The following is a 15,041-nucleotide window of genomic DNA, read 5'->3' on the forward strand; positions in this document are numbered from 1 at the left end:
TTTAACCGCGTAACAACATCGCAGGCGCAGCGGTCACGATCGGCCAGAATGAGCGGTCACGTTGACCAGAATACGCATCAACGGAGACAAGCTGGCGACTCTTCAGTATTTCACTCTCCTCGCTGCACAGCATCGCGGGATTTGGGTGGGCATGGGAATGAAATCATCCAATACGAAGGCTTCTCAACGAGATGACATAAATCGCATGGGTTCCTTCCTTGGCCCAATGGCTCAGACGCCAGCCGATGCATCTCCTGAAGAAATGTCTTCGGGAGACCTGGAAACCGCGCGTCTATACGGCTTGCGCGTTGCTGAGATAGCAGCCAAATTGTTCTCGATTGATCCACAAGGTGGCTCGCTCAATAGCCTGTGAGATAGTGAGGCAGGGCTTTTTCGCTGAATTTGAAGTTAGTGCGGCCAAAGCCTGACCCAATGCGGTCAGGCTGGCTTATTTAGATTCAGGATCGGTGACAAAGCCAATTTTCCCTAATCCGCCAGATTGCGCCGCCGCCATTACCTGCGCTATTTTTTCGTATTCAGTGGTGCGTTCAGCGCGCAAATGTAATTCAGGCTGCGGTTCTTTTTTTGCCGCCGCCGCAATCTTTAGTTGGAGTGCGTTGCGATCAACTATTTCATCGTTCCAGTAAACTTTGCCGGCAGCATCAATTGACAGGCTAATGCTTTCTGGCTTCACCTGATCTGGCTGGTTGGTGGCACGTGGCAAATCGATTTTGACAGCGTGATTCATCACCGGAATCGTCATGATAAAAATGATCAGCAGGACCAACATTACGTCGACTAATGGTGTGGTGTTGATCTCTGGATTAAAGTCGTCGTCCGAGTCGGACAGGGAGCCCATTGACATCATGCACCTTTCACAGCGACTAACTTGGAAGTCGTTTCAGGGCTTGTTCCGTTGCCAATTTTGTTGGCATCAGCACGTGACCCTGTGACGAATAATGCATGTAAGTCAAAGCCAAATTTATTGAGTTTGGCGATGATGGTTTTGTTGCCGCGCACCAATGCGTTATAGCCAAAGGTAGCTGGAATAGCGACCGCGAGACCTAACGCGGTCATGATGAGCGACTCACCCACCGGCCCGGCGACTTTGTCGATGCTTGCCTGACCGGAAGTGCCAATCGCCACCAACGCGTGATAAATCCCCCACACGGTACCGAACAATCCAACGAACGGTGCCGTCGAACCGACTGAAGCCAACACCGCCATGCCTGTTTGCAATTTGCTGGAGGCCTCATCAATTGCCTGGCGCAAAGACAAGGTTACCCAGTCACTGGTGGAAAGTTGATCGTGTAAATGACCGCTATGAGCGGTGTGATGGCGCATGGAAACGACGCCAGCTTGGGCAACGTCGGCAAACGGATTTTCGGTGCCTAAAGTGGCAATACCTTCAGGTAGATTGGTCGTATCCCAGAACTGATGTCCTGCTGCGTGCGCTGCGCGCTGCAAGCGGATAAGTTGGATTGCCTTGGTCAGGATAACGTACCACGAAGAGATGGACATGATGACCAGCAATAACGCGACACTTTTAATCACGATATCGCCCTGTGACCAGAGCGCTTCTAAACCGTATGGACTTACTTCCATGATTGTTCCTTTATTTCTGACAATGCGATCGTTGATTTGGTTGGTGCGGCGCTTCGGTGCATAGATTGCGCGCCACACTAACGGTATGGAATACGTTTGCTAAATGGTGCTAATAGGGTGTTTGAATGCTTTATTTAATTTGAAAGCTGAAAATTGATAGGTACTATTGCATACACTGGCAGGGCTTTGCCATCCTCCATGTAGGGCTTGAAAAGCGCCCGCAAAAGCGCCTGTTTGGCTGCTTCGTCCAGACGTGCCGAACCGGAACTTTTTTGTATCTCTACGCGTTCTGCGCGCCCCTTTTCATTGATCAGCACGCGCATGACGACTGTTCCTTCTTCGCCCATACGTTTGGCAGCAGCAGGATATTCAGGACTAGGAGGTCGAATATACTCCACTCCAGAGCTGATCGTCCGGGGAACAGCAGGTGCGGCCGGTGCCGCAACCGGTGCCGGCGCAGGTGGCGAGTATTCTTCTTTTTGTGGCGGCTGCGGCGGTGCCACAGGAACAGAAATAGCTTGCTCGGAAGGCGTATTATTTACGATTACCGGTGTAGGGTGGGGCGGCGTGACATGTTTCCTCACGACTTGAACCGTCTTCGGTACAGCGGGTTGGGGTTTTGACGGCGTTGGTTCAGGTGCGCGCTCGGGGGTGATGAAGGTGGCGAACACTTCTTTCGGTATTGCTTGTGCCACTTGATGAATCAGGCCACTTTTCAGGGCGATGAAAAAACCAACATGTAACAAGATAATCGCGCCGAGCGGCCCGATACGTTTGACTTGATTCCACACGAAAGTGGAGACCTGCGGTGAAGACGACATTGTTGCGCTCATTTACACTAACGACTCTTTATGCAACGATTGCACCGTTTGGCATCGGTTGGAATACCAATGCGTGAATATGACGGTGTGCTGTGGGAACATTATTATCCAAACATTCACGCAACACATTCTTGGCGCAAGAATGGCATTTTCCACAGCTGGTTGCGACCCCTAGATTCTGCCGCAATTCCCGTATAGAAGACATGCCAGAATTAACCGCCTGGCGTATTTTCCATTCAGAGACATTATTGCAAACACAAACGATCATTTTTTACCTTTACTATCTATTAGCAATTTATTAGCAATTGATATTAACGAATGATTTAAGAAATAAGCGTAAAAACAGGTGCGGTTTTTACGCCATAAGTGACTGTTTTAATGACTGCGATTGCCCGTCACAAGACGCGCAAATAAATTATATTTTTCCTGCCGCGGCATACTACGTTCTACTAATGTAGCCCACTGTTCCGATAGTTGCTGACAAGTAGTACGCAATACCGGTGCCAGATTTGGTAACACCGCCAAAGCCTTTAAATGTCGCTCGATGACCGATGCCAATTTTGTGCAGCCGCGTGTCTCTGGCTGATTCGTCTGATGATGCGCCGTATAATGGGACATCAGATGTAATACCGCTGATACCAATAGTTCCGGTTGTGCCGGCGCTTCATTAGGTGCCGCAAACGTGATATCCAACTCTTCGTTAACCATCAAGTGCTCCTTGTCAGTGAATCGCTGGCTGTTCGGCTGGCTGGTATCGGGAACTTCATCTTTTATCGCTACATTATTCAATGAAATTAACGCAGTTCTATTCGGCATCTTCAGAAGAGCGGAATCTTCAACAACACTTCAAGCGGTCAAAATTAATTTATTCAATTGCGTCAGTCGTAACTTGTAAATTCTGCCGCCGTGATCAATTTCCAGCTCACGCATTTGCTGGAAAAGGTCCCGACTAGTAATCCGTGTGATGGTCGGTTTGACTGCTTTACTGACAACTGAAACGGATTGCTCACGGTCCTGATGTTCATTTGCGCGCTGTAACGAGTGACCCATAATAGTCCTTTATTTAAATGCGAACAATTCTTATTTAGATTATTCTCTATTTAAACAGGGATTGCAAGTGCTTTTACTATCTTTGCGATAGCTATTTTATAAAAGGCTTCTACTATGCGGTCGAAATGGTATCGTATCATCAACTTCTATCGACAGTTGTCCTGCCACAAACCAATAAAATTTTCGAGTACAGTATTTATACCACGAAATAAGAATCATTATTATCTGAAGTCGTATTTATACCTCGTATTTACAAAGTTAAGCGCTCTGCGGGATTTTTTGACTTTAGCGTTTTACAGATTCCCTAAGTCCTGATGCGGTCGTTGTATTTAGACCAGATTAGGGGGTGGGGTCCATCGTGGATTGAATAAAAAAAAGCCATCAAATCGCATTTGACGGCCCTTCAAGTTTTCTAACTTGTTCGCTATAAAGATAGCGTCATGCGTATGACAACCTTACTCTTTTGGCTTAGCTGCCTCACGGCGATTGAAGCCGGCCACCATGTCAAAGCGGAACAAGCGGCATTCCAATGCGCCGTTGAAAAATGGTGTTTTGCGCGCTTCTTTCAGACGTAGCAATTTTGGCAAAGTCAGGTCAGCAGTGAACAAGAATACTGTCCAGCCAGCGAAACGTTGCTTCAGCGTATTGCCAAAGGCACTAAAGAACGCATTGAATAGATCTTCGGTTGCCAGTGTGCTGTCGCCGCGCACGCCAATCCGCTCACCGTAGGGAGGATTGGTCAAAATAATGCCCCCGCTGCCGCTGAGTTCATTTGGCGGCCTGACTTCCTGTGCCTCAATTTGTTTCAGCGGAACTTCAAAAAGGATACCAGCGTTACGTAAATTTTCTGCCGTCATGTCGATCATCTCGCCAGAAATATCACTGCCGAAAATGGTCGGTATCAGTGGCATTGGATTTGGCTTAATGGCGCCTTTAATGGCTTGCCATTGGCCAATCTCGAAGCCATGAAATTTTTCAAAAGCAAACGCGCGTCGGGCACCAGCAGGAATGCCAGCTAACATTTGTGCAGCCTCGATCAAAATGGTGCCAGAGCCGCACATCGGGTCGAACAAGACCGTGCCGGGCTTCCAGCCAGCAGTGCGTAGCAATCCGGCAGCAAGATTTTCACGTAACGGCGCATCGCCCGTTTCAGCGCGCCAGCCGCGTTTGAAAAGTGCTTCGCCCGAAGTATCCAGATAAAGCGTGAAATTATGCGCATCCAGAAATCCGACGATCCGCATGTCGGGTGCATGGGTATCAACTGAAGGGCGCTCGTCGCAGATGTCGCGGAACCGGTCACAAATCGCATCCTTGATTTTGAGCGTTGTGAACTCCAGGCTGCGCAAGGGCGATTTAATGGCGGTGATATCGACGCGAATAGTATGGTCAACCCGAAACCAGTTCTCCCATTCTTGTTCGAGCGCCTTATCGTAAATATCATTTTCAGTCTTGTAGGCGCAGTGTGCTAGGCGCATCAATACGCGACTGGCGATCCGTGAGTGCAGATTGACAAGCCATGCGTCACTCAATAAGCCAGAGCAATGTACGCCTCCCGGCACCTGATTATGGACTCTGAGCGTCAACGCGGGAGCGGCTAGTTGTGCGATTTCATTGATTTCTTCAGCAAGTGCGGTCTCTAATCCGCGTGGACAAGGGCAAAAATACGAGTGTTTCGAACTTGCTGATTGTGCTGTGAGTGCTTGTGCCATAGGGGGTTCTCTTAATCCGTTAACTGCATCGACTGGGATGCAGCGGTGAAATGATTACTCACGAAAAAGTGAATAACGGTGGTCTTACTTGCGAACTGCTTGCAGACTATTCGGATAGTGATGGTGCAAATAGTTTGCAATTTTATTTATTGCTATCCATTGGTGCGCTCTACTTAAAGTGCCAATAAAGCATTAGTAGCCGTGTATTAAAACGTAGTGTTAAAACCGCGTGCGGATCAGATCATGCTATTTTTGCAAAGGCGCGCTCGACGAAGTCTAATCGGTCCTGGCCCCAATGACCTTCTCCATCGACAACGTACCAAGGCGCACCAAAGACATTGGCGGCAATGGCTTCATCGGTAAAACGAACAAACTCGGCCTCTACGCTAGCAGTGTCGGCAGATTTTAACAAGGTTTTGCCATCATGCCCAAGTGCTGTGGCTATGCCGATTAAGGTGTCTGTATCTGCAATGTTTTTCTCATCTTCCCACACGGCACGCATAATGACGCCAGTCAAATCTAGTGCAGCCTGAGTTCCGTGTGCCAACTGGGTCGCGATGATCAGTTTGGCTGCCTCGTCGCTGTGCACCGGAAAGTAGGTCGGTTGCAAATTCATTGGCAATCCTAAATACTCTTTCCAGCGTCGGAGATCCTCAAGTCGATAAGCTTGGCGCTGTGGTGAGCGCTTGGCTAACGGTAATCCACCTGAAACACCAAATACTTTTGACAAGTCGATTGGCTTTAATACAATTTGTACACCATATTTCTGGGCTAACGCGACAAGTCGCGCATGTCCCAGATAAGTAAATGGCGACTGAGGCGCGAAATAATACTCACAGATTTTGCTCATGTCGATTCCTGTCTCTGTTGTTTATTTTATGGTTTTTTTTATGTTTTTTATGTTTGCTTCCATTCGCCAACTAATGATCAGCCCGATTTAGAACGGCTTGACGACCACCAGAATAACAATAGCTAGCAACAAAACCACCGGTACTTCATTGAAATAACGAAACCAGACGTGACTACGCTTATTGGTACCTAATTCGAATTTCTTCAACATGCTGCCGCTGGCGTGGTGATAACCGATTAAAAGAATGACTAATAGCAACTTTGCATGCAACCAGCCGTTTCCCGGGCCTTTTCCAATACCATAACCTAGCCACAACCACACGCCGAAAACAATAGTACCTATCGCAAGAGGCAGCATGAAACGGTATAACTTGCGTGCCATCAACAATAATCGTTGTGTCGCCACCGGTTCCGTCTCTTGCGCCAGATTAACAAGAATACGCGGCAAATAAAACAGGCCTGCAAACCATGAAACGATGAAGACGATGTGCAGCGCTTTGATCCAGAGCATGAAGTATCCTTTAAAAAGTTAATTCGAAAACAGAGGGAAAATCGATAGTCTTTGTTGATTTAACAGGTTGTTTTGACAATCCTCTAGGTGCGTACTTCGCCGTGACCAAACACCACATATTTCAAGGAGGTCAAGCCGTCCAGACCCACCGGACCGCGTGCGTGTAACTTGTCATTGGAGATGCCAATTTCAGCACCAAGCCCAAATTCGAAACCATCCGCAAACCGGGTTGAAGCATTCACGATTACAGAGGCCGAGTCGACCTCACGTAAAAATCGCATCGAGCGGGAATAATTTTCGGTCACAATGCTATCGGTATGATGGGAAGAGTAATGATTAATATGTGTAATCGCTTCGTCCATATCCTCAACCACCTTCACGGCCAGAATTGCCGCCAGATATTCAGTGCTCCAATCTTCCTCGGTCGCTGCGACCACGTGCAAATAGTCGCAAGAGCGTAATATCTTGCTAGCCTCGGCATCGGCGCGCAGTTCCACGTCTTTTGTCCGATATAAACGTGCCAGTTCCGGCAAGACCTGCGGCGCAATGGCACGTCCTATTAGCAGGGTTTCCATGGTGTTGCAGGTGCCGTAACGGTGACATTTTGCATTAAAAGCAATTTTTACCGCTTTTTCTGGATCAGCCTGATCGTCTATGTAGACGTGACAAATGCCATCCAGATGTTTAATCATCGGTACCTTGGACTCCTTCATCAAGCGCTCAATCAAGCCCTTGCCGCCGCGCGGGATGATGACGTCAATATATTCCGGCATGCAGATTAAAGCGCCGACTGCGGCGCGATCAGTGGTTTCGATAACTTGCACCGCATCGCTTGGCAGGCCTGCACCATCCAGTCCTTCTTTGACCAGTTTGGCTAGCACCTGATTGCAGTTAATCGCTTCCGAGCCGCCGCGCAAAATAGTCGCATTACCACTCTTGATACATAAACCAGCCGCATCAATGGTCACGTTGGGACGTGCTTCGTAAATAATACCAATGACGCCGAGAGGAACGCGCATCTGTCCAACCTGAATCCCGGTCGGACGATATTTCATGTTCGAAATTTCACCGATCGGATCGGGAAGGGCGACGATTTGCTGCAATCCTTCAATCATGGTGGTGATCGCTTTGTCGGATAGCGTCAGACGATCCAGCATTGCTTCTTCCAAACCATTGGCGCGTGCTGCATCCAAGTCTTTTTGATTGGCGATGCGCAAGGTGTCCGATTCGCGCCGGATCGCTTCAGCGATTAACGTTAGTGCACGGTTCTTGGTTGCCGTATCGGCGCGTGCCATCAGGCGAGATGCAGCCCGGGCACGTTGACCGACGTTAGTGATGTATTGTTGGATATCCATAATTGGTAGTATGTCTGATATGTTGAGTGTTGGTCTGGTTTCGTGAAATACAGAGCCAAAGCCATGCGTCAAAATGCATTTCGGGATCTGGATACAGTAGAAACTACATGGCAGTCACTTACGAACGTGCGACTTTTAGTCCCAATTGCAATAGTGCATCCCAAGCATCACCAGCGAACGTCTTGGCACGCAAACCTTTTACCATTTTGTCGATCTGCGCTGCCTGTTGTAATGCCGCTTCCAGAGTCGTCAATGATAAGCGACGCAGTGCCGGCTCCATTAAACGTTCACGTGGCCCCCAAATACGATATTCTTTCAGCAACGCGCTGAGTGGACGGCCTTGCGTCATACCGGATTTTAGCTTCAATAAGGTGCGGCACTCTTCTGATATCGCCCAAAGAACCAATGGCAATGCTTCGCCTTCACCTTTTAAACCATCAATCATCCTGACTAAACGGGCAACATCACCGCCTAACATTGCCTCATTTAATTTAAAAACGTCATACCTTGCGACATTGAGAACAGCATCGTGCACTTGTTCGAAACTGAGCTTGCCCGGTGGATGTAATAAAGCCAGTTTCTGAATTTCCTGATGAGCGGCCAGCAGGTTGCCCTCAACCCGATCAGCGATAAAGTCGAGTGATTGACGATCAGCGCTTAGTTGTTGTCCTGCCAACCGGACACCAATCCAGCTTGGCAATTGAGTCCGTTCAACCAGCGGAATATCAATATACACACCCGTTTGCTGCAACGATCCGACCCATGCCGCTTTCTGAGTTGCCCAATCCAATTTCGGCAACGTGATAATAGTCACATTGTCGGGGTTAAGCGTCGTCGCATATTGCTGTAATGCCTGACCACCGTCCTTGCCCGGTTTGCCGGTTGGAATGTGTAACTCAATCAATTTTTTGTCGCCAAACAACGATTGCGACTGGTTGGACGCCTGTAATTCGCCCCATTTAAAACTACGATCCACCGTTAAGACATCGCGCTCTGAGCAGCCATTGGCGCGGGCACTCTTGCGAATTTTATCCGCCGCTTCGAGCGCAAGCAGATGCTCGTCGCTGGTGATGACGTACAGCGGCGCGACTGTCTTGGCCAGATGAGTATCGAGAGCGTCAATCCGCAGTTGCATCGCCGGTCCTCGTCATGGCGCTGGTTTTGTCGATGGAACTGACGGTGCCGGCGATGTTGTTGGCGATGTCGCTGTCGATGGCTCTATCACAGTATTGTTAGCAGTGTTAGCGGGTTTGAGTGCGTTCATCCGGCGCAGAATTTGCTGTACCAGATCAGTTTGCATATCGCGATACAACAGCGCTTCTTCAGCCACTTTTGATAGTTCTTGCGATTCGTTGTAGCTGATGTCACGCTTCAGTGTGATCAGGGTTTGTGGCATTAACTCCTTCTGCTGCGCATCTTTTAGACGGAATGAAAATCTCGAGTACAGCATATATTCACGCGCACGGCCTTGACTGTTGAGGGTCAAAATGACTTTTTCCTGCGTCTGCGAGATCACTTCCATCACAGCCTCAGCCCCTTTTTCATTAGGAACTACTTCAGTGGTCCCGCTAGCCTGAATATTACGTTTGAGTTCGACTCCCAGTGGTGTGCCTGTAGCAGATCCCAAATAAATAGTCTTGAAAGGAAGGTTGGCAGTGCCGCGCAAGTGAAACCCGCACGCGGCAAGCATAGCGGTAAGGGCGATGATAGTCGACCAGCGAACCAACGGTTGGCGACTCATGAAAACGCGCGTCATACAGATATTCCTTGTTTCAAGATTCGGGACGAAAATAGCTGTCCTGGCTGGCAATCGGACGGTCCACTTATGTGACTTAGTGGACCGCTTTAATAGATCAAGCAGCATGTTTTATGCGAGTTATCACTAAGCGTTTCACGGGTGATTTAATTCGCGCTTTAGCTGAGCCTTTCGTTAAGTGCTCGGTTTAAAGCGCAACTTACACTGTCCATCAAATACTCAGCGATTCATTTTTACATCAGGCAACGATATTAATCAATTTGCCCGGAACGACAATTACTTTCTTTGGTGCTCCTTCGAGATACTTTTGCACATTTTCATGCGCCAGCGCCAGCGCTTCGACGGTGGCTTTGTCAGCATCTTTGGCGATTATAATGCTGCCGCGTAATTTGCCGTTGACCTGAATCATCATCTCGATTTCGCTTTGCTCAAGCGCCTTAGCATCAACCTGCGGCCAACTTGCGTCCAGAATATCGCCATGCACTTTCGCGAAGCCGAGCTCTTGCCATAGCGTGTGCGTGATATGCGGCGCGATTGGGTTGAGAACGCGCAAGAAAATTGACAGACATTCAGTCAGTACGGCATTGCTGGCTCCCGATGCTTCGAGCTTGGTAGCTTCTAGCGTGTTGAGCATTTTCATGCAAGCCGATACGACGGTGTTGTACTGAATGCGCTTCAAGTCATGGTCGGCCTGTTGCAAAATTTTATGGACTTCGCGCCGCAAGGTTTTGAGCGGGACCGACAAATCGGCATATTGCTTATTTGATCCCGGAATAATATTCGCGGCCTGTGCGTGGCTGAAGCTCCAGACCCGACGTAAGAAACGATGGGCACCTTCGACACCCGCGTTCGACCATTCCAGCGTTTGTTCTGGTGGCGAGGCAAACATCGTGAATAAACGGGCAGTATCGGCGCCGTATTGGTCAATTTGTGCTTGTGGATCGATGCCGTTATTCTTTGATTTCGACATTTTTTCCGTGCCGCCGATAATGACTGGCTGTCCGTCGGCTTTTAGAAGCGCTGAAAGTGGACGTCCCTTGTCATCGAAAGTCAGAGTAACGTCTTCCGGGTTGTGCCAGATTTTCTTGCCGTTGGCTTCTTCGCGATAGTAGGTCTCATTGAGAACCATGCCTTGCGTCAGCAAATTGGTAAATGGCTCATCAAATTTCACCAGTCCAAAATCACGCATGACTTTGGTCCAGAAGCGCGCATACAACAAATGTAATACTGCATGCTCGATGCCGCCGATGTATTGATCCATCGGCATCCAATAGTCGTTACGCGCGTCCACCATCGCATCGGTAGAACCGGGCGAGGTGTACTTCATGTAATACCAGGACGAATCGACAAACGTATCCATGGTGTCAGTTTCGCGGCGTGCAGGTTTGCCGCAAGTCGGACAGTCGACATGTAAAAATTTTTCATGCTTGTTAAGTGGATTACCACTGCCGTCCGGGACGCAATCTTCGGGTAATAAGACTGGTAAATCTTTTTCTGGTACCGGTACGTCGCCGCAATCTTCGCAATGGATGATTGGGATCGGTGTACCCCAATAACGTTGACGCGAGATGCCCCAATCACGCAAGCGATAGGTGATTTTCTTTTCACCCAGACCATGCGCGGACAAATCGGCAGCGATGGCGTCAACAGCTTGCTGAAAGTGCATGCCATCGTATTTTCCGGAGTCGACGCAGCGACCATTTTGTTTGTCTGCATACCAGTCGTGCCAGGTTTCGGTGGAATACACTTTGCCTTCCACGGCGATCACCGGGCGAATCGGCAATACGTATTTTTGCGCGAACGCAAAGTCGCGCTCGTCATGTGCAGGAACACCCATCACGGCACCATCGCCGTAAGTAATCAGGACATAATTGCCGACCCAGACTTCGACCAGCTGGCCGGTCAGCGGATGCGTAACGTAAAGCCCGGTTGGCATCCCTTTCTTTTCCATTACCGCCATATCTGCTTCGGCAACCCCACCTTTTTTGCATTCGGCGATGAATTCAACCAGTTCGGGATTCGTTTTTGCGGCGAAGGTGGCCAATGCGTGTTCTGGCGCTACGACGCAAAAGGTCACGCCTTTGATGGTATCGACACGAGTGGTGAACACCCACAATTTGCCATCCTGAATGAGCTTGCCATCTTCTTCGATTTTATGTGGAAAAGCAAAGCGCACACCGGTTGATTTGCCTATCCAATTCGCTTGCATCAAGCGCACGCGCTCTGGCCAGCCTGTTAATTTGGTTTCGGTGTGGTCCAGCAATTCTTCGGCGTAATCGGTAATTTTGGCGTAATACATTGGAATTTCGCGCTTTTCAATCAGCGCACCTGAACGCCAGCCGCGACCATTGATAACTTGCTCGTTGGCTAACACGGTTTTGTCGATCGGGTCCCAGTTCACGGTACCGGTTTTTTTGTAGATGATGCCTTTTTCGAGCATCTTAAGGAACATCCATTGGTTCCATTTGTAATACTCTGGCTTGCACGCCGTCATTTCACGTGACCAATCAATGGCGAGTCCCATGGATTGCATCTGCGTTTTCATGTGGTCAATGTTGCTATAAGTCCACTGGGCCGGTGGTACGTTGTTTGCCATCGCCGCGTTTTCCGCAGGCATGCCAAACGCATCCCAACCCATTGGCATCAACACATTGTAGTTATTCATCCGCATGTAGCGATACATGACATCGTTGATGGTGTAATTGCGGACATGACCCATGTGCAATTTGCCGGATGGATACGGCAGCATCGAACAGGCGTAAAACTTTTGCTTATCTAGACCGTTCTTGTCTTTTGCGTGTTCGACGACTTTATAGGCATCAATAGCGCGCCAATGGTCTTGCGTCGATTTTTCGACGTCGGTCGGGCTGTATTTTTCTTGCATGGCGTGATGGACTAAAAAAGTGAATGTGAAAAAGCATAGGAGAATTATCCCTGAACCGGTGATTATACTGGTTCAGGTGCTCTCATACGATAGTGGGATTGTGGGAGTCGACGGAAGTTAACGATGAGACGATCTTTTTGCCAAAAGCGAGGCGGTTAGTATTTCACCAAGTGACCGTCTTTCAATAGGGAGTTATTTTGCTGCAGGGACGCTTTTTGGGTCGGTTACGAAGCCGATTTTTGTCAAACCGTTATTTTGTGCCAGTGACATAACCTGCGCCAACACCTGATATCGGGTGTCTTTGTCGGCCCGCAACTGCAATTCCGGCTGGGGTTGGCGTTGTGCGGCAGCGATTAATTGCGTTGTCAGTTCTGGTTCTGCGATGGGCTTGTCATTCCAGAACATTTTGCCCGCGCGGTCAATTGACAGCGATACCGTCTCTGGCTTTTCTGGAGCGGGAGCGGATTGGGCGGTCGGTAAGTTGACTTTGACCGCATGCGTGAATAGTGGTGCTGTGATGATAAAAATCACCAATAACACCAACATGACGTCGACCATGGGCGTGATATTGATATCGGCCATTGGCGCTGAGTGCTGATTGTCGTTAAATCCACCGAATGACATACTGGTTCCGGACTGAAGTTAGTGATGAGTGTATAAGGCTATTAGGAGGCTAAATTATTTTCCAACGCGACTGCCAGTCGTCAAATAAGCATGTAAATCATGCGCGAACGCATCCAACTCTGCCAGTGTAACGCGATTAACACGTGTGAACGCGTTGTAGGCCAGTACTGCGGGAATCGCAACTACCAAACCAAGTGCGGTCATGATGAGTGCTTCGCCAACTGGTCCTGCGACTTTGTCGATCTGCACAGTTCCCGATGCAGAGACTGCCATCAAAGCATGATAAATACCCCAGACCGTACCAAACAAACCGACGAAAGGGGCGGTTGAACCGACTGATGCCAGTAATGTTAATCCGCTTTCCAGCCGTGACGAAACGCGATTGATTTCTCGTCGCAATGTGCGTGTGACCAGTTCGCCAAGATCGGTGCCGGCGTTGAGCGAGGCGGCGGGTTTGCTGGTCATCGGTGACCGAATGCCTGCAGCGTCGGCCGCTTGTATGGCTAAAGGTGCGTAAACATTTTCGGTATCGACCGGTTTGATGACGGCAATCGCATCATTTAGTGTCGGTGCTTGCCAGAATCCTTCAAGCGATGAAGCGCTGCGCCGGATACGCCAGGAACTCAAGGCTTTGGACAAAATGTAGTACCAGCTAATCACGGACATCAGCAATAGCAAATAGGCTACGCCGTGAGAGACAGCATCGCCTTGCGACCAATAGTGGGCGAACCCGAGATTATCATTCATGTTGTTGATCCGGATGGTGGTGGGGCAGCATAACGATCTTTAGGTGAAGATCATTAGTTGGCAACAATTTATTACATTTTGAGCGCAACTCCAGGTCGGTTGAGTCATCAACATCAAACTCGCCATGAGAAGCTAGGAGGAGCGCTCAAAGTATGGGTAAAAATCGAGTACAAGCAGGCCGAACATGGTTAATGAACAAATTAGTGTTATCTGCTGCGCACTTCCCATGCCATAGGCGAGTCATTGTTTGTATTTTGACATCGCCCGGCCCTGAATTTGCGTAAAAATCATGGTAACAATCAGCTTATTACTCTGCTAATTACTCAGCGAAGCCCAAGAACGTCCTGCATATCATATAAACCCGTTGCTTTGTCGTTAAGAAAGCGCGCAGCGCGCAAACTGCCATGGGCATAAGTCACACGGCTGGACGATTTATGTGTGATTTCAACGCGCTCTCCATCGCTGGCAAACAGCACGGTATGATCGCCAACGATATCGCCGCCCCGTATGGAAGCGAAGCCGATGGTAGATGGATCGCGTGCACCGGTTACACCCTCGCGCGAATAGACGGCGACTTCGTCGAGTTTGCGACCAAGTGCATCAGCAATCACTTCGCCCATTTTCAGCGCTGTGCCAGACGGCGCATCGACTTTGTGGCGGTGATGGGCTTCAATGATTTCAATGTCATAGCCGTGCGAAAAACTCTTCGCTGCCATTTCAAGCAATTTCATGGTGACATTGACGCCGACACTCATGTTGGGAGCGAACAGGATGGCTGTCTTTTTTGCTGCTTCTGCGATCGCCGCCTTGCCAGCCTCATCAAAACCTGTCGTGCCGATGATCATTTTGATGCCATGCTCGGCGCAATAGGCGAGATGTGCAAGCGTGCCTTCTGGACGCGTAAAGTCAATTAAAAAGGTAGCGTTAGCCAAGCCCGTAGCAAGATCGAACTCGATATTCACGCCGGACGGCTTGCCCAGAAAAGCGGCGGCGTCGGATCCTAATCCGGGCGCGGTCTGCACATCCAACGCGCCGGTTAATGTGGCATCTTCTGCATTCTGGATGGCCTCGATCAGCATGTGTCCCATGCGACCGGACGCGCCAGCAACAGCAATTTTCATTTGATTCAT

The 15,041-nt window shown here is 49.2% G+C and carries 16 protein-coding genes and 1 pseudogene; 1 reads left to right on the top strand and 16 read right to left on the bottom strand.

Annotation, left to right across the window (positions count from 1 at the left end):
- Positions 1-76: 76 nt before the first annotated feature.
- Positions 77-373 (top strand): annotated as a pseudogene (locus QN379_RS09125) (hypothetical protein); the annotation flags it as partial.
- Between the two features lie 75 nt (positions 374-448).
- Here QN379_RS09125 and QN379_RS09130 read toward each other — a convergent pair.
- The 16 genes from QN379_RS09130 to dapB all read right to left on the bottom strand — a co-directional run bounded on the left by QN379_RS09130 (position 449) and on the right by dapB (position 15,041).
- On the bottom strand, positions 449-865 hold the full coding sequence (locus tag QN379_RS09130; RefSeq protein ID WP_322240253.1) for a biopolymer transporter ExbD: 417 nt from the start codon (positions 863-865) through the stop codon (positions 449-451).
- On the bottom strand, positions 865-1,605 hold the full coding sequence (locus QN379_RS09135) for a MotA/TolQ/ExbB proton channel family protein (protein WP_322233611.1): 741 nt from the start codon (positions 1,603-1,605) through the stop codon (positions 865-867). Before QN379_RS09135 ends, QN379_RS09130 begins: the two co-directional genes overlap by 1 nt.
- 134 nt (positions 1,606-1,739) lie before the next feature.
- Positions 1,740-2,426 carry a TonB family protein gene (locus tag QN379_RS09140; RefSeq protein ID WP_416348540.1) on the bottom strand — a complete coding sequence of 229 codons (687 nt, stop codon included), beginning with the start codon at positions 2,424-2,426 and terminating at the stop codon, positions 1,740-1,742.
- A gap of 28 nt (positions 2,427-2,454) precedes the next feature.
- A complete protein-coding gene (locus QN379_RS09145) occupies positions 2,455-2,694 on the bottom strand; it encodes a (2Fe-2S)-binding protein (protein WP_323506521.1) in 240 nt (79 codons plus the stop codon).
- Positions 2,695-2,801: 107 nt separating this feature from the next.
- Positions 2,802-3,134: a hypothetical protein gene (locus tag QN379_RS09150; RefSeq protein ID WP_322233604.1), complete on the bottom strand. Its 333-nt coding sequence runs from the start codon at positions 3,132-3,134 to the stop codon at positions 2,802-2,804.
- Between the two features lie 138 nt (positions 3,135-3,272).
- Positions 3,273-3,476: a hemin uptake protein HemP gene (gene hemP / locus QN379_RS09155; protein WP_322233603.1), complete on the bottom strand. Its 204-nt coding sequence runs from the start codon at positions 3,474-3,476 to the stop codon at positions 3,273-3,275.
- Positions 3,477-3,931: 455 nt separating this feature from the next.
- Positions 3,932-5,185: a class I SAM-dependent RNA methyltransferase gene (locus QN379_RS09160; RefSeq protein ID WP_323506522.1), complete on the bottom strand. Its 1,254-nt coding sequence runs from the start codon at positions 5,183-5,185 to the stop codon at positions 3,932-3,934.
- Positions 5,186-5,426: 241 nt separating this feature from the next.
- A complete protein-coding gene (locus QN379_RS09165; protein ID WP_322233600.1) occupies positions 5,427-6,035 on the bottom strand; it encodes a 2-hydroxychromene-2-carboxylate isomerase in 609 nt (202 codons plus the stop codon).
- Positions 6,036-6,122: 87 nt separating this feature from the next.
- Positions 6,123-6,545: a CopD family protein gene (locus tag QN379_RS09170; protein WP_322233596.1), complete on the bottom strand. Its 423-nt coding sequence runs from the start codon at positions 6,543-6,545 to the stop codon at positions 6,123-6,125.
- Between the two features lie 83 nt (positions 6,546-6,628).
- Entirely contained in the window at positions 6,629-7,900 is a 1,272-nt protein-coding gene (locus QN379_RS09175; protein WP_322233595.1) for a glutamate-5-semialdehyde dehydrogenase, read from the bottom strand.
- A gap of 118 nt (positions 7,901-8,018) precedes the next feature.
- Entirely contained in the window at positions 8,019-9,035 is a 1,017-nt protein-coding gene (gene holA / locus QN379_RS09180; protein ID WP_323506523.1) for a DNA polymerase III subunit delta, read from the bottom strand.
- A 12-nt stretch (positions 9,036-9,047) separates the two neighbouring features.
- The gene (lptE, locus tag QN379_RS09185) at positions 9,048-9,656 is read right to left on the bottom strand and encodes an LPS assembly lipoprotein LptE (protein ID WP_323506524.1); all 609 of its coding nucleotides are present in this window, start codon (positions 9,654-9,656) and stop codon (positions 9,048-9,050) included.
- A 238-nt stretch (positions 9,657-9,894) separates the two neighbouring features.
- Entirely contained in the window at positions 9,895-12,540 is a 2,646-nt protein-coding gene (gene leuS / locus QN379_RS09190) for a leucine--tRNA ligase (protein WP_323506525.1), read from the bottom strand.
- A 192-nt stretch (positions 12,541-12,732) separates the two neighbouring features.
- Positions 12,733-13,164 carry a biopolymer transporter ExbD gene (locus QN379_RS09195; RefSeq protein WP_322233587.1) on the bottom strand — a complete coding sequence of 144 codons (432 nt, stop codon included), beginning with the start codon at positions 13,162-13,164 and terminating at the stop codon, positions 12,733-12,735.
- A gap of 54 nt (positions 13,165-13,218) precedes the next feature.
- Positions 13,219-13,911, bottom strand: a complete 693-nt coding sequence (locus QN379_RS09200) for a MotA/TolQ/ExbB proton channel family protein (protein WP_322233585.1) — start codon at positions 13,909-13,911, stop codon at positions 13,219-13,221.
- 323 nt (positions 13,912-14,234) lie between these two features.
- Positions 14,235-15,041, bottom strand: coding sequence for a 4-hydroxy-tetrahydrodipicolinate reductase (dapB, locus tag QN379_RS09205; RefSeq protein WP_322233583.1), 807 nt, complete (start codon positions 15,039-15,041; stop codon positions 14,235-14,237).

Source organism: Glaciimonas sp. Gout2 (assembly GCF_035018905.1).
Classification (GTDB): Bacteria; Pseudomonadota; Gammaproteobacteria; order Burkholderiales; family Burkholderiaceae_D; genus Glaciimonas.